The organism is Embleya sp. NPDC020886, assembly GCF_044333915.1.
Classification (GTDB): domain Bacteria; phylum Actinomycetota; class Actinomycetes; order Streptomycetales; family Streptomycetaceae; genus Embleya.
Genome location: NZ_JBIRRX010000005.1, coordinates 604,226 through 624,640 on the forward strand (window position 1 = coordinate 604,226; position 20,415 = coordinate 624,640).

Here is a 20,415-nt window from a genome sequence, read left to right on the forward strand (position 1 = left end):
TTTCCGCTGCCGAACGGCCGTGAATTCGCCCGACGCTACCGGGTTTCCGCGGTCAGGGATTCGATGTACGCGGAAATCGAGGCCACCGTCGGATTCAGGAACATCTGGTCCGCCGGGACCTCGACGTCCAGTTCGTCGATGAAAGCACCCTGAATCCTGGCCATAATCACGGACTGGCCGCCCAGGGCGAAGAAGTTGTCGTCGATCGATATGTCGTCGCGCTGGAGTTCCCGGCACCAGATGGTGCGCACTCTTTCGGCAATCATCACAGTCCTCTCGGTTGCCATCAAGGTCCGTCGACTATGCCGTGTCGTCGTCGGCGCCGGTCGACGCATATTGCTTCCGGCCCGCTTCGGCCAGCGCCGCCCGGTCCACCTTTCCGTGCGGACTCAGCGGAATCCGCGCGATATTGACGAAGCGGGCCGGAACCATGTTGCGCGGCAACGTCTCCAGGAGGCGGGTACGCACGTCGTGCTCGGCCAGGTCCTCCCCCGTCGGGACGAGGAACGCGATCAGCTCGGCGTCGCCGGATTCGGGGTGGCCGACCACCACGGCGGCCTGCCGGACCCCGGCCAGCCGGCCGAGTGCCCGCTCGATGTCGGTCGGATCGATCCGCATGCCCCGCACCTTGACCTGGGCGTCCATCCGGCCGCCGACCACCAGTTCCCCGGTCTCGCTCACGTGGCCCCGGTCGCCCGTGCGGTACAGCCTGCGCGGCTCGCCGTCGACCACGATCGTGGTGAATCGCGCGGATTCGGGACCGGAGCCGTTGAGGTAGCCGGCGCCGACGCCGGCCCCCGAGATGCAGATCTCGCCGTCCTCCCCCACCCCGACCCCGCGCAGCCCCTCGTCGAGGAGGTGGATGTCGGTGTTGTAGGCCGGCCCGCCGACCGGTGCGATGTCGTGTTCGCCGGGCCGGTATCCGGCCAGGTCGTACGACGACGCGACATCGGTGCACTCGGCGACGCCGTACTGGTGCAGCAGGGTGCAGGTGTTGCCCGGACGCCGTGCCCAGTCCAGGACACGTTCGACGTGCAGCGGCTCGCCGCCGAAGAGCAGGTAGTCCAGCCGGCCGAGCGCCTCGCCCTTGCGAGCGATCTCCCAGTCCACCAGCAGGTACAGCGTGCTGGAGGCGCAGTGCACCGTGCGGATCTCGTACCGCGTCAGCATGCGATACGCCAACGCCGCGTCGAAGTTCCGGCTGGCCATCAGGTATTGGGTGGCCCCGCAGAACAACGGCATCATCAGGCTGCGTTGGGAGAGGTCGAACCCGAACGCGCTGACGACCAGGTTGTTCGACCCGGCGTCCAGGCCGTACTCGATCATCAGCCAGTTCAACAGGTTGAACCAGCCCTCGTGCCGCACCGCGGTCAGCTTCGGCGTACCGGTCGACCCGGACGTGAACACCGCGTAGCACACGTCGTCCCCGGTGACCGGGACGTTCGGGGCGGTCGTCGGGAGAGCGTCGAGCCGCTCGGCCAACCGGTCGAGGGTGACGACCTCGACGGCCGCCGACTCGACCGATTCGACGGTGGTCGGGGAGGCCACGATCAAGGCGAGGTCGGGCACCTGCCCGAGCAGCAGCCGCAGTCGCGCCGCCGGGTAGGCCGGGTCGAAGGGTACGTAGGCCGCGCCCGCCTTGAGCGTGCCGAGGATGGTGACGAGCAGGTCGATCGAGTAGTCGAGGCAGACGCCGACCTTCGCCCCCGGGCCGTGTCCGAGCGCGGCCAGCAGGTGCGCGAACCGGTTGGCCTCGGCGTCCAGTTCCGCGTAGGTCACCTCCCGGCCGGCGCAGTGCACCGCGACGGCGTCGGGGGTGGCCTTCGCGTGCGCCTCGAACTGCCTGTGGACGACGGGCGCCGAAGGCAGGGCAACCCGCTTTCCCTGAAGAATCATCAGCCGACTCCGATGTGACGGGTGTCCGGTCGGGTGAGCCGCCGGCGCACCGCAGGGGAACGGGGCTGCTCCGGCGCCGCTGGGCGATCCGCGGCTAGGCGGCGTCGAGCACCCGGGTGCGCGGGCGGGCGGCGATCGCGCGGCCGGGTACCCGGGCGTCGATCACGGTTGTTTCACTTCGGTCAGCCTGCCCATGTACTCCGCGGTCTCCCGCTGCCGGCCGGCCCCCTCCCGGGCGAAGTGGCTGCACACCTGGTCCCGGGTCTCGCTGGTCTGCTCCTGGCTGAGCTTGAACATCGCCTCGGCCCTGGTGATCTCGAACCGGAACGCGCCGACCCCGGGCAGTATCTTGCGGAAGTAGTCGATCGACTCGGACATGTCCCAGCCGGATCCGAACCCGGACTCCAGGACCTGCACGGTGGAGCGCACCACGAACAGCGTCTCCTCGACCGACTCGATCGGGTGGATCACTCCACGCACCTGTGCGGCCGTGAAGTTCCAGGTCGGCGCCGCGGGGGTGAACCCGTAGAGCGTCGGCGAGACATAGGAGTGCGGGCCGGCGAAGCTGAGCACCCCGGGCATCGCGGGTCGCAACGCCTTCCACTGGGGGTTCTCCCGGTTCATGTGGCACAGCAGCGTCGCCCCGGTCAGGTCCGCGAGCCCCTCGACGGGCGACTCCGGGTCCGGGACGACCGGCAGGTGTGTGCCGAACGGCCCCTCCTCGTCGCTGCCGTTGGTCATCAGCAGTGCCAGTGGGTTCCGCCGCATCAACTCGACGATCCACTGCGCGTCGGGCTCTCGGTACATGCGAGGTACGAACATCGTGATCCACTCCTCCGCAGAATCCGACCGGCGTTCAGTCCGCCGCCATCGCCTCCCGCAGGCTCCTCGGGCGCAGGTCGGTCCAGTTCTGCTCGACGTACTCCAGGCACTCGGCCCTGGCCGCCTCACCGAAGACCACCCGCCAGCCGGCGGGCACCTCGGCGAATACCGGCCACAGGGAGTGCTGTTCCTCGTCGTTGACCACGACGTGGAAACGGCCGTCCTCGTCGTCGAAGGGGTTCGTGCTCACTGGCACCGTCCTTAATTCGTCACGACACGACTCGGGAATGAAAAAGCCGGAACCGAGCAACCCCAATCGACTCGGGGCATCTCGGGATTGCCATTCGGCCGGGTCCGGGCGACCCCGATCGGCACGGGCAACTCAGGATTGCAAATCACCGGAGCCGGGGCGACCCCTGACCGGCCTCGGAGCGACCCGCGACGGCAAATCGCCGGAGTCGGACGCGAGTTCGCCGTTCGGCATCGTCCCGTCGACGGGACAGTCGGCATCCGCGGCCGCCGCCCGAGTGCCGACGCCACACGGTAGGACGCGGCCGCCGAGGTCACCATGGTGGCGGGATCGCCGACCGCCATCGGCCCGGACCTGTACCCCACCGAGTTCTGTGCCACCATGACCGAGCATCGGCCCGGGTCCGGGCCTGCTCGATTTCGGGTCGGGCCGATCTCCTCGCGTCGAGGCGATCGAGAGCGCGTGGTCGATTACCGACCCGCGCGGCGGCGACCGCATTCATGCCACAAAGGCACGGCGACAGATGGCTCATCGACGAACCTGCGACTGGTGATCAATGGTCTTGAAGTCAGATTCCGAATACGAAGCCGTTCCGGACGACACGCGACGGTCGTTGTTGCGCCACATGCTGGTGGCCAGGGGCGTCGACCAGGAGGCCCGTCAGCTCCAGAAGCAGGGCGCGCTCGACCTGTGGTTGTCCTGCCAGGGGCAGGAGGCCGCGCAGGTGGGCTCCGCCCTCGCGGTGGGTCCCGCCCCGACCGTCTTTCCCAGTTACCGCGAACACGCGGTCGCCCTGCTCCGCGGCGTGGCACCGGACGAGTTGGTCGCGCAGTGGGCCGGTCGCACCTTCTGCGGCTGGGACCCGCGCAGGTTGCGATTCTTTCCCTACACCCTGGTGCTGGCCGCGCAGACGCTGCACGGCGTCGGCTACTCGATCGGGCAACGGCTCCAGGGGCTGGAGGACTTCGTCGTCGTCTACATCGGCGACGGCGCCACCAGCGAGGGCGACATGTCGGAGGCGATGAACCTCGCCGCCGTCGAGTCGGCGTCCGTGCTGTTCGTCTGCCAGAACAACGGCTGGGCCATCTCCAAACCGACCGACGAGCAGATGCGCACGTCGCTCGCCGAGCGCGCCCGGGGTTTCGGGATCGAGTCCGTCCGGATCCCGGGGCAGGACCCGGAAACCGTCTTCGCGGCCTGCTCCCGGGCCGCCGCCCACATCCGCACCGAGCGGGCGCCCTACCTCGTGGAGATCCGAGTCGCCCGCATCAACGGTCACTCGACCTCCGACCCCCACGAGGTGTACCGCAGCCCCGACGACATCGCGCAGGCCCGGGCCGCGGACCCGGTGAGCGCCTACGCGGCCCGATTGAGCGAACTGGGCCTGGTGGACGGCGGGTGGCTCGACGGGGTCGACGCGCAAGTGCGGGAGCTGCGCGAGCGGTTGATGAAGGAGTACGCGTGATGAGCACCGTGCGGTCCGCCAGTCTGGCGGAGTCGATCAACGCGACCCTGGCCGACCTGCTCGAACAGGATCCGCGCCTGCTGCTGCTCGGCGAGGACATCGGGCGGCTGGGCGGCGTGTTCCGGGTGACCCGGGGTCTGCGCGAACGCTTCGGCGCGGACCGGGTCCGGGACTCGCTGCTGGCCGAGTCCACCATCGTCGGCCAGGCCCTCGGCATGGCGATGAGCGGGCTGGTGCCGATCTGCGAGATCCAGTTCGACGGATTCACCTATCCCGCGGTGAACCAGCTCGTCACCCAGGCCGCCCGGATCGGCGACCGGTGGAACGGACAGGTCAGCCCGAGCCTGGTGGTGCGCATCCCCACCGGCGGCGGCGTGCGGGGCGTCGAGCACCACAGCGAATCCAACGAGGCGCTCTTCGCCCGTGTGCCGGGGATCTCGGTGGCGTGCCCCTCCACCGGCGAGGACGCGGACCAGGTCCTGCGGCACGCGGTCACACTCGGTTCGCCCGTGGTGATCTACGAACCGATCCGCCTGTACTGGCGGCGCAACACACCCGCCCGCGACCCGGAACCGGCCGGTTCGCCGACCGCGGCCCGGGTCGTGCGGCGCGGCACCGACCTGACGATCGCCACATACGGCGCGGTCACCCACGAGGTGCTGGCGGCGGCACACGCGCTCGCTCCCGATGTCGACGTCGAGGTGGTGGACCTGCGCTGGGTGGCCCCGCTCGACCTGGAGACGGTTCTGGAATCCGTCGCCCGCACCGGGCGGCTGCTGATCGTGCACGAGGGGTCGAGGGACGTCGGTATCGGTGCCGAGATCGCCGCCTCGGTGGCCGAGCACGGCTTCGACGTGCTCCGCGGCCCGGTCCGCCGGCTGGCGCCCGAGCGCCGCGCGTATCCCCCGGCGGACTTCGAGAAGACCTATCTGATCGGTGTGCAGGAGATCAAGGACGAGGTGCTGGTGATGACGAAGTGAGCGACTCCTCCGTGGACATGCATGTTCCCGGCTTCGGCCACGGCCTGGGCGAGGCCCTGCTGATCGAGTGGGTCGCCGGCATCGGCGACCGGATCGAGCGGGGGGACGTCGTCGCGGTCGTGGAGACCGACAAGGCCAGCACGGAGATCGTGGCGGAGCGCGGCGGACGGGTCACCGCCCACGCCGCGACGGTCGGCACGATCCTCGGTTCGGGCGAGGTGTTGTACCGGTTGGCGGCGGACCAGGGCGTGTCCGAGGTCCAAGCATCCAGTCACTCGACGGGAGAAGGAACATGAGCGACATCGACAGCCGTATCGCGGAGACCATGCTGGCCAAACTCCGCGAGCGCGACCCCTCGTTGGGTCCCGACGATCTCGGCCGGCCGATCGCCGACCTCGACCTCGACTCGCTCGACCTGGTCGAGTTGCACCAGCAGTTGGAACGCGAACTCCAGGTCAAGGGCGACCTGAAGGAGACCGCGGGCTACGCCTTCCTGGACGAATTCGGCAGCTACTTCGTGAAGCTGGCGAACGGGGAATGAGCGCGGGCATCGTCGATATCGCGACCGCGAAACCGGGCCGGACGATCGACAACGACCACTTCGCGTCGATCGGCCTCACCGACGCCTGGATCCGGCGCCGCAGCGGCATCGCGTCCCGCTCCTGGTGGCCGGACGAGACTCCCCTGGCGGAGGTCGCGGCGGAGTCCTGCGCCCCGATTGTCGGCCAAATGCCCGACCCCTCCTCGATCGGCGCGCTGATCGTGGTCAGCACCTCGGTGCGACAGCGCGTCCCGGGGATCGCGCAGAAGGTGGCGCAACTCGTCGGGCTGGGGCCCTCGGTGCTGGCCTTCGACATGAACGCGGCCTGCTGCGGCTTCGTCTACGGGCTGGTCACCGGCCTTTCGCTGTGCGACGCCGGATCCGCGCGCTCGGTCCTGGTCTGCTCGGTGGAGGCCATGTCCCGGCTGGTGGACCGCACGGACCGGCAGACGGCGTGCATCTTCGCCGACGGCGCCGCGGCCGTCCTGTTGGAGGACCGCGCGGAGTTCGCGGGCTTTTGCCAGGTCGCCGGCTGCGACGGCACCCAGGAGGGGCTGATGCGGGAGACCGACGAGGGCGGCATCCATCTGGACGGGGCGCAGGTGTTCGACCGCGCGGTGCGTCGCATGTCGGAGTCGGCGCAGTACCTCTGCGACCACGGCCCGGCGCCGACCGTGCTGGTCGGCCACCAGGCGAACGGCCGCATCCTGGAACAGGTCCGCAACTTCACCACCCATCTCGGCGTGCCCTTCGTGAACCGGATCGAGACCTTCGGGAACACCTCGTCCGCCTCGATCCCGCTGGCGTTCGCCGACGAACTGGACTCCGGTTCGCTCCCGGCGGCGGGCCGACTCGGAGCCGTGGCCTACGGCGCCGGCGAGGCGTGGGGCGGCGTCTCGGTGGGCTACCGGGTGCCGGCGGCCCCGGCACCCTGAACACACCCCGGAATCCCGGGACTCCGCAAGCCGTGAACTCGAGAACCCGGGCCTTCGGGCACTCGGCACTCGGCACTCGGGACTCGGGACTCGGGACTCGGAACTCGGGAACGCAGTCGATCACAGGAGGTTGTCATCTACTCGCCAGAAGCCTGGATCCTGCACTCCGGTGCGGTGGCCGGCCCGAACGACGGTGGTCCCGGCGGCGCGCTGCGACGCGATCGCTTCGCCTTCGGCGCGTTGGCGGAGGGTGAGGCGCTGGTGGAGCCGATCCTCGGCTCGTGGGAGGCCAACGTCGACCACGCGCTGGCCCGTTCGCCGATCGACGTGTGCAGCAGCCGGGGCGAGGACGCGGTGGTCCTGGGCAACCTGGGCGTGGTGCGCGTGCTCAAGGTGAACGCGGGCAACCGGGAGGTCCGGGTCCGCGAGGGCGACCTGTGCCTGCTCCTGCCGTTCGGCAGGCTGGACCGCTTCGGCTACGCCGAACTCGCCTATGCCTACGACGCCCCCGACACCATCGGCCTGCTGGCCGAGCGCTCGAAGATGGACGTCCGGCTGCTGCTGCCGATTCCGACCGACACCCGGTACTCGCTGCCGCAATGGGCCACCTACGGGCGGTACTTCACCGCCTGGGACAACTGGCGGAAGGCGTACGGGTGTTGGCGGACGCAGGTCCCCGACGACGATCCGGCGAACCACCTGGTGTTCGGTTGGGGCGGCGGCGTGGCCTTCGCCGAGCTGATGCTGGCCAAGCGGGCCGGGTTCCGGGTGGCGATGACGGCGGGCTCGGACGAACGGCTGGCCTTCCTGCGGGAGCACGGCATCACACCGGTGGACCGCCGCCGCTTCCCCGACCTCTCGCTGCCCACCCGGCAACAACGCGCGGACCGGGACCGGCACCGGCGGCGCCGGGAGTCGGTGGAGAACTTCCTGGGTGTCGTCGAGGAACTCGGCGACGGCCATGGGGTGGCGATCTTCGTGGACAACATCGGCGAGCCCCTGTACGACGTCACGCTGGGCGCCCTGGCCCGCGAGGGGGTCGTCACCACGTGCGGCTGGAAGGCGGGCATGCGCCTGTCGCACCTGCGCGGTGCCGAGTGCATCAGTCGGCACATCCACGTCAACACGCACGTGTGGCGGATCCAGGACTCCCCCGGCATCCGGGACTTCCAGGAGGCCGAGGGCTGGATGGCCCCCGAAGGATCCGACGTGATCTACGACTTCGACCGGGTGCCGGAGCTGGCCGACGACTACGCGAACGGCAGGATCGGGTCGTACTTCCCGATGTACCGCGTGAACCCGCTCTGACCGGCCCGGCAGCGGCGAACCTTGGCAGCGCAGTGGAATGAGGGGAAGCGACGTGGGGCACACCGGCTTGGACACGGACGTGGTGATCGCGGGCGCCGGGCCGACCGGCCTGATGCTCGCGTGCGAACTGCGGCTGGCGGGCGTCGACGTGGTGGTGGTCGAACGGCTCGCCCGGCGCACGGGCGAGTCGCGCGCCGGCGGGATGCACGCACGCACCCTGGAGGTGTTGGATCAGCGCGGAGTCCTGGACCGCTTCCTGGCGCTCGGCGAACTCCAGTCGGTGGGCCACTTCTCCGGGATCTGGCTGGACTTCGACGAGTCCGAGTCGCGGCACCCCCGCCCGCTGATGATCCTGCAGTCCACCGTCGAGCGGCTGTTGGAGGAATGGGCCGCGGAGTTGGGCGTCCGGGTGCGCCGGTCGTCCGAGCTGAGCGGGATCCACCAGGACCGGGACGGCGTGACGGTCGAGCTGGGAACGGCGAGGAGTGCCGCCGAGACGCTGCGCGCCCGCTACCTGGTGGGCTGCGACGGCGGGCGCAGCACGGTACGCAAGCTGTCCGGCATCGACTTCCCCGGCACGCCGGCCACGATGACCGCGATGGTCGGCGACGTCGAACTCCCGGACCTGACCGAGGAGTACATCTGGGCGCGACGCCGTCCCACCGGCGAGTTCTCGGTGATCGCCTTCGAGCCGGGCTGGTACCGGGTGATCACCTCCGAGTACGACCACGTCGCCGACGGCGACGAGCCGGCGACGTTCGAGCAGCTCCGGGACTCGCTGGTCCGGCTCGCGGGCACCGACTACGGCATGCACAGCCCGCGTTGGGTCTCCCGCTTCGGTGATGCCGCCCGGCAGGCCGCCCGCTACCGGGACGGTCGGGTGCTGCTCGCGGGCGACGCGGCGCACATCCACTTCCCGGCCGGCGGGCAGGGGCTGAACGTCGGCGTGCAGGACGCGGTCAACCTCGGCTGGAAGCTCGCCTCGGTGGTGCGCGAGCAGGCCCCGGACAGCCTGCTCGACAGCTACCACGCCGAGCGCCACCCCGTCGCCGAGCGGGTGTTGCACAACACCCGGGCACAGGCGGCCCTGACCCGCCCCGGCCCGCAGACGGACGCGCTGCGCGACGTGTTCGGCTCGCTCATCGTCTTCGACGACGTCAACCGATACCTGTGCGGCATGCTCACCGGACTGGACATCCGGTACCCGATCGAGGGCGACCACCCGTTGACCGGACGCCGGGTCCCGGACGCCGATCTCAAGACGCCCGACGGCCTGATCGGCGTCCACGAACTGCTGCACGCCGCCCGCCCCGTCCTGCTCGACCTGCGCGGCGGCGCCGAGCCGCCGGCAACCGTCGAGGGCTGGCGCGATCGTGTCGACCTGGTCCGGGCCCGCAGCGAGGACGACCACTGGCCGGTCCCCGGCGGCGGCGACATCCCCGCGCCCGCCGCCCTCCTCATCCGCCCCGACGGCCACGTCGCCTGGGTGGCGCCCATCGACGCCGCCGTCGCTTCCGCCTCCCTCCGCACGGCCCTCACCACCTGGTTCGGCCCACCCGAGCGGGGCTGAGACATCGCCGCGCCGCGCGCGTGCCTACGGCACCCGGGGAGCCTGGGGGTCCGGACCGTTCGGCTCGCAGGTGGAGGTGCGGAACAGAACGCGGCACTCCTCCGGGGCTCCGTAGGTCCACGGAAGCGGCCCGTCCTTGCGGACACCGGACGGCAACACCGTGACCGCCCTGGTCTGCGTCGCCCGGTCGACCCGTTGCCCCGGGAAGACCGCCGTGTAGCCCTTGTCGTCCGCCTTGCCGGTGGCGATCAGGAGGTTGGTCGTCCGGTCGTACATCTCGACGGTCGAGCCGGGAGGAGCCCATGCCTCCCACGCCGCCTCGCCCACCTTCATGAGCAACCAGGGTGCCTGGCTCGCCTGCTCGACCGGAACCGCCGGATGGCTGCGCTGCCCATAGCTGGTGTTGACGAAGTCGACGGTGTCGGCCCCACGGTTGATCCGCAGGACCACGCCGGTCGCGCCCGAGTCGAAGGTGCCTCGCCACATCACCCGACAGCCCAGCCCGTCGCTGCCGTGCGCCCAGTAGTCCACCTGGCACACGATGGCCTCCAGCAACTTGCGTTGCGCCGCGTCGCGACCCTCGGTCGGTCCATATGCCTTGATCGCCTGCGTCAGCAGGGTCTTGGTGGCGCCGGTGGGCATCGCCCGCCCGCTCTCGTCCGTCCGGCACGCGCTCCACGAGGTCTGCCCGGGGCTCGCCGCCGAACCCTCGCCCAGGGTCGCGCCGCCGGACGTGAAGGCGATGCCGCCGGCCACCACGAGGGTCGCGACGCCCGCCGCACACGCCGCCAGAGCGCGTCGGCGGGCCCGCCTGATGTCCCGGCGCAGGCTCACGTACACCGAGTGGGCCGGTTCGACCGTGTCCGCGTGCGCCTGGAGCGTTGCCATCAAACGCGTGACGACCGGGTCCGGCGCCGGGTTGTTGTCGTGCATCTCGCTCCCCCTCAGGTGTGTGCGACGTTGCGCGTGGACGTGGACGCGGATGGGGTGGTGGACGGGGCGCCGGTCGGCTCGGGTGGCCGCACCGCGGCCGTGTCCCCGTCCGACTCCGCCTGCTCCGGTCCCAGGACGGCACGCAACCGGGCCAGGCCACGGGCGTGTTGGCTCTTCACGGTGCCGATCGGGCTGCCGAGGATGTGGGCGACCTCCGCCTCGGGCAGGTCTTCGTAGTAGCGAAGTACCAACACCGCCCGTATCCGCGGCGACAAGGTCGCCAACGCGGCCCACATGTCGGTGTGCAACTCGACCAGCGCATGCACGTTGCGGGCCGCCCCCTCGGGCAGTTCGGCCCGACTCTGCTCGCGCGAGGACTTGCGCCGCCACCACGAGTTGTGCAGATTGACCACGATCCGCCGCGTGTACGCCTCGGCGCCCGTACCGCGGTCGATCCGCCGCCGGCGCCGGTACACCCGGATCAACGCGGTCTGCACCAGGTCCTCGGCGCGATGGTGATCGCCCGTGAGCAGGTAGGCGGTCCGCAACAGCCGAGTACGCGCGCCGAGCACGAACTCCTTGAACTCGGCCTCGATCTCGTCCCCCTCGACGGGGGTGCCCGTTTCCTCCGCCGCGGCGCCCTGCGTGCGTCCGCGCCGCCTCTCGGCCCTGTCCATCCGCTCCCCGTTCCGCCGCCCGCCCGCCCGAGACCTTTCGCCTCTAGTAGCCCGCGAGCGGGCCCAAAGGTTGCAGCTCCGGCCGGCTTCTTGGACGCGGATGCCCGAACGCCCGTCCCGGGAGCGGTCAGGCCGCGGCCGGCTCGCCGAACCAGCGCAGCAGGGCCGCGCCGAGCGGCTCGACCGGGTCGGTGGGCCGGTCGGCGGCCCAGGCGACCACGCCGTCGGGCCGGATCAGCAGGGCCGCCGGCGCGGGAGTCGCCGAGGTCGCGGTGCGGACGGTGACGCGCTGCGGGTAGTCGGCGGCCCGCTTGCGGAAGTCGGGCGTGTCCGCGAGGTCCAGGAGCAGCGCTCGGCCGTCGTGCAGGAGCTCGGCGAGGCGTGTGCCGTCGGCCAGTTCGAGGTCGGGGGCGCGGCGGCCGATCAGCGGATGGTCGCCGGGCAGGTCGTAGCGGTGCAGCACGCCGGCGATGTGTTTGACGAAGTACGTGGTGCCGGTGGTGGTTTCCAGCAGGTCGGCGACCACGGCACGCAGCGCGCGGGCGTGCCGGTCGGGGCGCATCAGCGCGACCTGGGCCCGGCTCCAGTCCAGTACCCAGGCGCCGATCGGGTGCCGCTCGGCGGTGTACGTGTCGAGCAGGCCGTCGGGGGCTCGGCCGGCCACCGTCGCGGCCAACTTCCAGCCCAGGTTCATCGCGTCGCCCAGTCCCAGGTTCAGACCCTGGCCGCCGAACGGCGAGTGCACGTGTGCCGCGTCGCCCGCCAACAACACCCGGCCCATGCGGTACGTACTCGCCTGCCGGGCGTTGTCGGTGAAGCGGGTCGCGCTGTGCACCTTGGTGACGGTCACCCGCACACCGGACACGGCACGCATGCTCGCCTGCAACTCCGCCGCGGTGATCGGTGCTTCGCGATCGGTCGGCGGTCCGTCGAACTCCACGGTGAGGATCCGCCCCGGTATCGGGCCGTTCACGTAGATCCCGGTCCCGGTGGTGGTCCAGCCGGAGCCGAGGCCCTCGGTGTCGGTCATCTCCACGAGCGCCTGGTGGCCGGTGATTTCGCCGGGCGTGCCGGGGAAGTCGAAGCCGGCGAGCTTGCGCACCGTGCTGCGTCCGCCGTCACAGCCGACCAGCCAGCCGGCCCGGATCGAGGTGGCGCCGGCGTGCACCGTGACGCCGTGCTCCTCGGCGACGAAGCCGGTCAGTTCGACACCTCGGCGCAGTTCGACGCCCAGTTGCGCCGCCCGCTCGGCGAGCAGGCGTTCCAGCGCCTCCTGCGCCACCAGGCCCACCTCGCCGGCGGGACCCACGTCGGCGAAGGCCGGATCGGTGGCGTCCAGGCGGTCGGCACTCAGCGGCATCCCGGCGAAGTGCCCGGCGAACTTCGGCGGGACCTTCATCGGCGGCGCGTCCCCGTCCGGGAACAACTGCCGCCGCAGCGCCGCCATGTGCTCGAATGCCTCGGCCTGCGCCCGGGCCAGCGCGGGCAACAGACCGCGCCGGTCGAGCGCGACGGCACTGGGTGCGTTGATCGCGCCCGCCTTGATCGTGGTGTCCACCTCGGTCAGCCGTTCCAGCACGACCACCGAAACCCCCGCCTGCCCCAACTCGCAGGCCAACAACAACCCCACGGGTCCACCGCCGACCACGACGACGTCACAGTCCCGGTCCCCGTCCCCGTCCATGCCCATGCCCATGTTCGCGCTCCTCTCCGCGCCCACCCGTTCACTCACCGGACGGCTTTCACTATAGTGACTCTAATTTTTTAGTGGCTATAGTGTTTCATCGTGCAGAGTAAAGAGAGCGGCGGAGACCCCGAGCGCCCCGGTTTGCGGCTGCGGAAGAAGTTGGCGACCCGACAGCGGATTTCCGACGTCGCGACCCAACTGTTCGCCACGCGCGGGTTCGACCACGTGACGGTGGCCGAAGTGGCCGAGGCGGCGGGGGTGTCGCCGATGACGGTGTTCAACCACTTCCCGCGCAAGGAGGATCTTTTCCTCGACCGGATCCCCGAGGCCGTGGACCTGTTCGGCACCGCCGTCCGCGAGCGTGCCGGCGACGAGTCGCCACTCGCGGCGCTGCGCCGGATGTTGCTCGACCAGGTCGAGCAGCGCCACCCGTTGTCCGCGATCGGCGACCGGTTCCCCCGGTTCTGGCGGGTCGTGCTGGACTCCCCGGCGCTGCGGGCCCGGGCGCGCGAGGGTCTCGAGGAGTTGGAGGACGCGCTCGCCGCGGAAGTCGCCGCCGGCACCGGCGCGGCACCCGACGATCCGCGGGCACGCCTGTACGCGGCCCTGGTCGTCGCGGCCTACCGCTCCGTCTACGTCACCACGGCCGCGCGGTTGATCGCCGGCGAGTCGGCCGAGGGCATCGTCGGCGACCACCTGGCCCGACTGAACGCCGCCTTCGACGCCCTGGAGCGGGCCCTGGAAGGGTGATCCGCCGGGCCCGACCCGGCCGACCCGGGGACACCCGGTCCGCAACGCCGGGTCGGGGCAACGCAGTCGGCCGCGGCCCGCCGATCGCTCGGCGGGCCGCGGCCGCACGCGGGCCCGACGGTGTCACGGGGTGGCCGGCTTGCCCTGTCCGTACAGCCAGGTGGCGAAGAGGGCGTCCAGGTTCTTCCCGGAGATGCGCTTGCTCAGGGCGATGAACTGGGCGGAGTCGCCGTGGCCGTAGCGGTGGTCGGCGGCCCACGTCCTGAGGATGGTGAAGAAGGCCCGGTCCCCGACGGTCTGGCGCAACTTCTCCAGGACCATCGCACCGCGCTCGTAGGGCGGCTTGGCGAAGAGGTTCCCACCGTCCCCGGGGTCACCGGCCGGGAAGGACCACAAGGAGTCGGTGGCCGGCAGCGCGTAGTCGGCGGCGAACTGCTGGGCCGTGCTGAGCCCGCCGTGCTCGGCGGCCCAGAGCCACTCGGCATACGTGGCGAAGCCCTCGTTCAGCCAGATGTCCTGCCACTTGGTCGGCGTGACCGAGTCGCCGAACCATTGGTGCGCCGTCTCGTGGACGAGCGTTTCGATACTCGGGGCCCGGTCGTAGATCGGCCTGCTCTGCGTCTCCAACGCGTAGCCGATGTCGGGCGCGTCCTCGACGATGGCGCCGGCCGCCTCGAACGGATACCGGCCGAAGAGGCCGCTCTCCCACTCGATCACGGCGGGCAGTTGGTCCAGGACCGGCTTGGCCGCCGCGGCCTGGCTCGGTGCCACGGCGTTGTAGACCGGCAGGCCGCTCCGCGTGACGTACTGCTCGGTCTCGAACCGGCCGATGCTCGCGGTGGACAGATAGGCGGCCATCGGCTTGGACTCGGACCACGAGAAGGTGGTCTTGCCGGCCCGGCTGCGCCGGTCGCGAAGTCGGCCGTTGGACACCGCGGTCCAGCCGTCCGGAACGGTCACCCGCACGTCGTAGGTGGACTTGTCGCTCGGGTGGCTGTTGCTCGGGAACCAGGTCATCGCACCCTGCGGTTCATTGGCCACGAAGACCGAACCGTCCGGCTGGATGATCCACCCGTCCGGAGATCCGTCGGGGTCGGTCACGTGCTCCGGCACACCCGAGTAGGTGACCACGACATGGAACCTGCGGCCCTTGTCCAGCGCGTGCGCCGGCTTGACCGTGAGTTCGGCGCCGTCGCGGCTGAACGCCACCCGCCTGCCGTCGATGCGCACACTGTCCACGGTCAGTCCGGACAGGTCCAGGTTGAACGAGGAGAGCTTGCGCGTCGTCGTGACGGCGAGGTCGGCGGTGCCTTCGAGCCGTCTCGTCGCGGGCGTGTAGTCGAGATCGAGACCGTAGTGGGCGACGTGGTACCCGCCGTTGCCGGACAGCGGGAAGTACGGGTCCCCCGCGCCCGGGGCACCGGGCGTCGCGGCACCTCCGGAGGTGGCGGCGCCGGCCAGCAGGGCGGCGAGTACGGGGGTCGCGACGAGGGCGAGGACGGGGCGGGCGAACTTCGATGCCAAGGCGTGGGCCTCCTGTGTCGTGGCTGAATGCCGAGGTGTCGGCGGATCCGGCGGCGCACACGATCAACGCGTCGCCGGGTCCGCGCACCGAGCCCACACACCCCGGCCGGTGACAGGACCGCGACGCGACACGACAGGACACACGAATCCGACCCGGCGAGGGGTCGGACAGGGAAATACGGATACAGCAGTACAAAGCACGCGAACATCGGCCCGCGCCGGCAATCACTCTACGGTCGAACTCCCGGACGAAGAACCAGCTCCGGGCAATCATCCGGGTGACAGGGGTCGGCCGACGCGCCCTCGGCGAGCAGGGATTCGACCCGGGCCACGAGCCCATCCCCGGCCGTGTCCGAAACTGTTCGACCCATGTCGTTTCAGCCACTGGTGTGGGTCTCGGCGCCACCGGATCATGGACACGTACCCCGCACCGCCCGGCCGCCGCACCGCCCGGGCCTCGTTCCAGAGAGAGAAAACGATGACCGAGAACAGCGCCTCGAACCCGCTCACCGCCGAGACTTCGTCCACCTCCTCGGCTCGCCCGGTCGCCGTCTACGGGGCCTACGGGCACACGGCGCGCTTCGTGGTCGCGGAGTTGCACCGCAGAGGCCGGCCGGTGGTGCTCGTCGGCCGGGACGGGGCCAAGCTCGACGCGTTCGGCGCCGACTACCCGAACGCGCCGCGCCGGGTCGCCGCCGCCGACGATGCCGAGGCGCTGGATCGCGCGTTCGCCGGTGTCGCGGCGGTCGTCAACTGCGCCGGCCCGTTCTCCGAGACCACGCTCCCGGTGGCCGACGCGGCCATCCGCGCCGGAGCGCACTACCTGGACGTGGCCGCCGAACAGGCCGCCACCGCCGCCCTGTTCGACACCCGTTCCGAGCAGGCCGCGCAGCGCGGACTCGTACTCGCCCCCTCGATGGCCTTCTACGGCGGACTGGGCGACCTGCTGGCCACCGTCGCCATCGGCGATTGGCCGAGCGCGGACGAGATCACCATCGCCTTCGGGCTGGACAGTTGGCTGCCGACCGCGGGCACCCGGCTCACCGGCGAGACCAACGCGGGACACCATCTCGTCTACACCAAGGGGCGGTTGAGCCCGTTCTCCTACTCGACCGAGATCTCCACGTGGGAGTTCCCGGCGCCGCTCGGGAAGCAGCAGACCAACGAGTTCGCCACGGCCGACCAGGTCACCATCCCGCGGCACCTGGACACTCCGGAGGTGCGCGCGGTGATGAACCTCGCTCCGCTGACCGACATCCGCGACCCCGCCACCCCGGCTCCCTCGCCCGCCGACGACCGCGGTCGGTCCGAGCAGACCTACCTGGTCGAGGCGGTCGTGCGGCGCGGCGACCGGGAACGCCGTGCGGTGGTCGCCGGGCGCGACATCTACGCGGTGACCGCGCCGATCGTGGTGGAGGCCGTCGAGCGCATCCTCGCCGGCACGCACACCGCGACCGGCACGGTCGCGGCCGGCCAGGCGTTCCCCGCCGAGAGCTTCCTGCGCGCGCTCGCCCCGGAACACCTGACCCGCTTCGAGACCTTCACCGAACTCCCGGTGGCGACCACCACCGGCTGACCGGCCGGAGCACCGACCGGGCACGGTCACGCGCCCGACGACATCGCACCGAGGCCGGATCGAGGACCGCGCGGGGGTCGGCCCCCGGTCCGGCCGCCGGTGTGCCTCCTGTCGACGGGAAGCGCCCCCGGGCGTTTTCCGGAGGTTCATCCATGGGCCACGGGTTCGTCCTGGCGAGCCTTCGGGCGATCCGGGTTGACTCGGCGTGCCCGCACGATTGGTGCTCCGCGCGGCCTCGCCGCGTCCGGACGAACAGGAGATGGCGTTGCGACGTATCCTTCCCGCGCTCGGTGTGGCCGGCGTGCTGCTGGCGACCCTGGTCGCGGTGCCCGCCGCCGCGGCCCAGGACGACACGTCCCGCGCCTCGTCGCGGCCCTCGGCCCACCCGATCGTGATCGGCCACCGCGGTGCCAGCGGATACCGGCCCGAACACACCCTGGAGAGCTACCGCCTGGCGATCCGACTGGGCGCCGACTACATCGAGCCCGACCTGGTCTCGACCAAGGACGGTGTCCTGGTCGCCCGGCACGAGAACGAGATCTCCGGCACCACGGACATCGCCGCGCACCCGGAGTTCGCCGCGCGCAAGACCACCAAGACCATCGACGGGACGCCGGTCACCGGTTGGTTCACCGAGGACCTCACCCTCGCCGAGCTCAAGACGTTGCGGGCCAAGGAGCGGCTGCCCCAGGTGCGGCCCACGAACACCACGTTCGACGGCCGATTCGAGGTGCCCACCTTCCAGGAGGTGCTGGACCTGGCCCGGACCGAGGGCCGCCGGGTCGACCGCCCGATCGGCGTGTATCCGGAGACCAAGCACCCGACCTACTTCCAGTCGATCGGGCTGCCCTTGGAGGAGCCGCTGGTGCAGGCGCTCAGGCACAACCGGCTCTCCGGCCGCAAGGACAAGGTGTTCATCCAGTCCTTCGAGACCGCCAACCTGCGCAAGCTGAACCGGATGATCGACGTCAAGCTCGTGCAGTTGCTCGACGCGTCCGGTCGGCCGTACGACTTCGTGGCGGCCAACGACCCGCGCACGTACCAGGATCTGGTCAAGCCGGAGAACCTGAAGTGGATCGGTGGCTACGCGGACGGCATCGGCACCAACAAGAACCTGATCGTCCCGCGTGACGCCGGCGGCAAACTGCTCGCCCCGACCTCGGTCGTGCGCGACGCGCACCGGGCCGGACTGATCGTGCACGCCTGGACGTTCCGCGCGGAGAACCAGTTCCTCCCGCTGGACTTCCGCCTCGGCGCCGACCCGAACGCGCGCGGCGACATCACGGCCGAGTACGAACTCTTCTACGGCCTCGGCCTGGACGGCGTCTTCGCCGACCAGCCCGACACCGCGGTCGCGGCCCGCGCCGGCCTCCCGGCCTGACGGCCCGCCCACTCGACGCACACCGAAGGGCCCCACACCGCCGACGGCGGTGTGGGGCCCTTCGCCGTCGTGCTCAGCCGGCCGTCGGCGGTGCCATGTGCTTCTCGAACCAGCCCAGGATGCGGGCGCAGTGGTCGATCAGCGCGGGGAACGCACGCACCCCGTGGCCCTCCTGCGGATACACCGCGAGCGCCGACTCCACGCCCGCCTCCACCAGCGCGCGGTGGAACTCCAGGGCCTGCCCGGGCGGGGTGCACCGATCCCGCACGCCGGCCGTCTGGAACGTGGGCGTACGCACCTGCGACACGAAGCGCAGCGGGCTGCGCTCGACGTAGCGACCGGTGTACGAGAGCGGCTCGTCGTTGAGGAAGATCCGGTCGAAGTAGGGGATGTTCGAGGTGTGGTGCTGGGAAATCCAGTCGGTGACCGGGGACATCGGCACCGACGCCGCGAACCGCTGATCCCGGGTGGTCAACCACGCCGACATGAACCCGCCGTACGAACCGCCCATCACGCCGATCCGGTCCGGGTCGGCGACGCCCCGGGCGACCAACGCGTCGATCCCGGACAGGATGTCGTAGGTGTCCGCACCGCCCATGTCGCCGAACACCGCCTCGGCGAAGCGCTGTCCGCGCCCGCTGCTGCCGCGCGGATTGGGATGCAGCACCGCGTACCCGCGATCGACCAGCAGCGGTGTGTACGGGTACATCATCGACCAGCAGTTCCGGTAGCTCCAGACCGGGCCGCCGTGCACGTGGACCACCAGCGGAAACGGTCCGGGGCCCGCCGGCCGACACACGATGCCCTGGATCTCCAGGCCGTCGGGGGCCGTCCAGGTCACCGCCTCGGCGGTACCCGCGATCTCGGTCAGGTGGTCCGCGCCGGGATGGGTCAGGTCGGCGACCGTGCGGATCACGTGGCCGTCCAGGATCGCCAGTTCGGGGTGGCGCCGGTAGCTGTGCCGCACTCCGGCGTGCCCGTGCGCGGAGAAGGAGAGTTCGGGATACCGGGCACCGAAGGTCTCGTCGCTGCGCCACAGTTCGGTGGCCCTGTCCGTATCCCGGCGGTACTCCCCGACCACCGTGTGCAATCCGTGCAGTCCGGCCCAGCCGAGCCGGTCCTCGTCGATCCAGCCGATCGTGGTGACGTCGACGCCGTTCGTGTCCACCCGCACCGCGTCGTCGTCCGGGGTCTGCCGCGCCGACAGGAGCAGTACGTCCCCGGCCTCCAGCAGGCGATCGGAGCACAGCGCCTCCACCACCGCCACCGTGCGGCCCGAGGGCGACGCGGACACCGGGCCGAACTGCCGGTCGCTGGTGCGCAGTACGGTCTCCGCGCCGTCGGCCAGTGCGATCCGGCGCAGGTCCGCGACGTACCAGGACTCCTCGCCGGGCGCGGCCCCGGCCACGCAGATCAGCGCGTCCGGGCCCGCCCAGCACGAGTTCCATACGTTGGTCCCGGGCCGGCTCACCTGGCGTACCGCGAACTCGCCTGATTCGTCGGGTCGTTCGGCGACCCAGGCGGAGCGCCACCCGTCCTCGGCCAGGTCGGTGAACACCTCGGGCGCCCACGCCGGCGCCTCGTCCGCCGTCCCGGTGACGGTGCCCGAACCCTGACCACCGGACAGATCGGCGCCGTACGCGGCGACGCCCAGGAGCAGGCGGGTGCCGTCCGGCGACCAACTCAGGTACTCCACCATGCCGGGCACCCGGGCCCGGCCGATCCGCGCGCCGGTGGCCGGGTCCAGCACCTCGACCTGGAAGTCGCCGGTGCGTTCGGCGTCGGACAGGTAGGCGAGCCGGGTCCCGTCCGGGGAGAATCGGGGCAGGCGCTGGTTGCCGGCGCCCTCGGTCAGGATCCGGACCCGACCCGCCTCGGCCAGACAGACGCGGGTGGTGCCGGTGCCGACGAGTTCGGTGAAGATGGTGCCGGTGCAGGCCACCGCCGCGCCGTCCGGGCGGATGTGCGGGTCGGCGGCGCTGCCGACCGCGCCGAACGCGGGTTCGTACACCTTCCGGAAGTGCTCTTCGACGGCGGCGAAACGGTCGGCGGCGGACGGCCCGGAAGCGTCGTCGGCGGTGGCGAAGTGGTCGGGTATCAAAGGGATCTCCATTCTTCGA

Annotated in this window: 19 protein-coding genes; 10 read left to right on the plus strand and 9 right to left on the minus strand. The window is 71.1% G+C overall.

The window, feature by feature from the left end; translation table 11 throughout:
- Positions 1-35: 35 nt before the first annotated feature.
- From ACH4U8_RS21620 to ACH4U8_RS21635, 4 genes are all read right to left on the minus strand, one after another.
- Positions 36-266, minus strand: coding sequence for an acyl carrier protein (locus ACH4U8_RS21620; protein ID WP_395779451.1), 231 nt, complete (start codon positions 264-266; stop codon positions 36-38).
- A gap of 34 nt (positions 267-300) precedes the next feature.
- Complete coding sequence (locus ACH4U8_RS21625; RefSeq protein ID WP_395779453.1) at positions 301-1,896, minus strand: amino acid adenylation domain-containing protein; 1,596 nt, start codon at positions 1,894-1,896, stop codon at positions 301-303.
- 162 nt (positions 1,897-2,058) lie between these two features.
- Positions 2,059-2,718 (minus strand): FMN-binding negative transcriptional regulator, encoded by a 660-nt coding sequence (locus ACH4U8_RS21630; RefSeq protein ID WP_360305605.1) that lies wholly within the window; start codon positions 2,716-2,718, stop codon positions 2,059-2,061.
- A gap of 34 nt (positions 2,719-2,752) precedes the next feature.
- A complete protein-coding gene (locus ACH4U8_RS21635) occupies positions 2,753-2,968 on the minus strand; it encodes an MbtH family protein (RefSeq protein WP_360305603.1) in 216 nt (71 codons plus the stop codon).
- Positions 2,969-3,530: 562 nt separating this feature from the next.
- On the opposite strand from ACH4U8_RS21635, the gene ACH4U8_RS21640 reads away from it, so the two are divergent.
- The 7 genes from ACH4U8_RS21640 (at position 3,531) to ACH4U8_RS21670 (ending at position 9,767) form a co-directional block, all read left to right on the plus strand.
- Complete coding sequence (locus ACH4U8_RS21640; RefSeq protein WP_395779455.1) at positions 3,531-4,433, plus strand: thiamine pyrophosphate-dependent dehydrogenase E1 component subunit alpha; 903 nt, start codon at positions 3,531-3,533, stop codon at positions 4,431-4,433.
- Positions 4,433-5,413 carry an alpha-ketoacid dehydrogenase subunit beta gene (locus ACH4U8_RS21645; protein WP_395779457.1) on the plus strand — a complete coding sequence of 327 codons (981 nt, stop codon included), beginning with the start codon at positions 4,433-4,435 and terminating at the stop codon, positions 5,411-5,413. Before ACH4U8_RS21640 ends, ACH4U8_RS21645 begins: the two co-directional genes overlap by 1 nt.
- Entirely contained in the window at positions 5,410-5,709 is a 300-nt protein-coding gene (locus ACH4U8_RS21650; RefSeq protein WP_360305597.1) for a lipoyl domain-containing protein, read from the plus strand. The genes ACH4U8_RS21645 and ACH4U8_RS21650 overlap by 4 nt, the downstream gene beginning before the upstream one ends.
- Positions 5,706-5,954 (plus strand): phosphopantetheine-binding protein, encoded by a 249-nt coding sequence (locus tag ACH4U8_RS21655; RefSeq protein ID WP_360305595.1) that lies wholly within the window; start codon positions 5,706-5,708, stop codon positions 5,952-5,954. The genes ACH4U8_RS21650 and ACH4U8_RS21655 overlap by 4 nt, the downstream gene beginning before the upstream one ends.
- The gene (locus ACH4U8_RS21660; RefSeq protein ID WP_395779459.1) at positions 5,951-6,889 is read left to right on the plus strand and encodes a ketoacyl-ACP synthase III; all 939 of its coding nucleotides are present in this window, start codon (positions 5,951-5,953) and stop codon (positions 6,887-6,889) included. The genes ACH4U8_RS21655 and ACH4U8_RS21660 overlap by 4 nt, the downstream gene beginning before the upstream one ends.
- A gap of 174 nt (positions 6,890-7,063) precedes the next feature.
- The gene (locus ACH4U8_RS21665; RefSeq protein WP_395779461.1) at positions 7,064-8,197 is read left to right on the plus strand and encodes a zinc-binding alcohol dehydrogenase family protein; all 1,134 of its coding nucleotides are present in this window, start codon (positions 7,064-7,066) and stop codon (positions 8,195-8,197) included.
- Between the two features lie 52 nt (positions 8,198-8,249).
- Entirely contained in the window at positions 8,250-9,767 is a 1,518-nt protein-coding gene (locus tag ACH4U8_RS21670; protein ID WP_395779463.1) for an FAD-dependent monooxygenase, read from the plus strand.
- 24 nt (positions 9,768-9,791) lie between these two features.
- Here ACH4U8_RS21670 and ACH4U8_RS21675 read toward each other — a convergent pair whose 3' ends face one another.
- The 3 genes from ACH4U8_RS21675 to ACH4U8_RS21685 form a co-directional block, all read right to left on the minus strand.
- Complete coding sequence (locus ACH4U8_RS21675; RefSeq protein ID WP_395779465.1) at positions 9,792-10,700, minus strand: hypothetical protein; 909 nt, start codon at positions 10,698-10,700, stop codon at positions 9,792-9,794.
- 11 nt (positions 10,701-10,711) lie between these two features.
- Entirely contained in the window at positions 10,712-11,377 is a 666-nt protein-coding gene (locus ACH4U8_RS21680) for a SigE family RNA polymerase sigma factor (protein WP_395779467.1), read from the minus strand.
- Positions 11,378-11,504: 127 nt separating this feature from the next.
- Positions 11,505-13,061 carry an FAD-dependent oxidoreductase gene (locus tag ACH4U8_RS21685; protein ID WP_395779553.1) on the minus strand — a complete coding sequence of 519 codons (1,557 nt, stop codon included), beginning with the start codon at positions 13,059-13,061 and terminating at the stop codon, positions 11,505-11,507.
- Positions 13,062-13,163: 102 nt separating this feature from the next.
- On the opposite strand from ACH4U8_RS21685, the gene ACH4U8_RS21690 reads away from it, so the two are divergent.
- Entirely contained in the window at positions 13,164-13,814 is a 651-nt protein-coding gene (locus tag ACH4U8_RS21690; RefSeq protein WP_360305587.1) for a TetR/AcrR family transcriptional regulator, read from the plus strand.
- A 123-nt stretch (positions 13,815-13,937) separates the two neighbouring features.
- Here ACH4U8_RS21690 and ACH4U8_RS21695 read toward each other — a convergent pair whose 3' ends face one another.
- Positions 13,938-15,338, minus strand: coding sequence for a M1 family metallopeptidase (locus ACH4U8_RS21695; RefSeq protein ID WP_395779469.1), 1,401 nt, complete (start codon positions 15,336-15,338; stop codon positions 13,938-13,940).
- A gap of 478 nt (positions 15,339-15,816) precedes the next feature.
- Here ACH4U8_RS21695 and ACH4U8_RS21700 point away from each other — a divergent pair, with 478 nt between their 5' ends.
- Positions 15,817-16,914 (plus strand): saccharopine dehydrogenase NADP-binding domain-containing protein, encoded by a 1,098-nt coding sequence (locus ACH4U8_RS21700; RefSeq protein ID WP_395779471.1) that lies wholly within the window; start codon positions 15,817-15,819, stop codon positions 16,912-16,914.
- A gap of 259 nt (positions 16,915-17,173) precedes the next feature.
- Entirely contained in the window at positions 17,174-18,295 is a 1,122-nt protein-coding gene (locus ACH4U8_RS21705; RefSeq protein WP_379987570.1) for a glycerophosphodiester phosphodiesterase, read from the plus strand.
- Between the two features lie 73 nt (positions 18,296-18,368).
- Here the strand turns inward: ACH4U8_RS21705 and ACH4U8_RS21710 are convergent, their stop codons facing one another.
- Complete coding sequence (locus ACH4U8_RS21710) at positions 18,369-20,408, minus strand: S9 family peptidase (RefSeq protein WP_395779472.1); 2,040 nt, start codon at positions 20,406-20,408, stop codon at positions 18,369-18,371.
- Positions 20,409-20,415 lie beyond the last annotated feature (7 nt).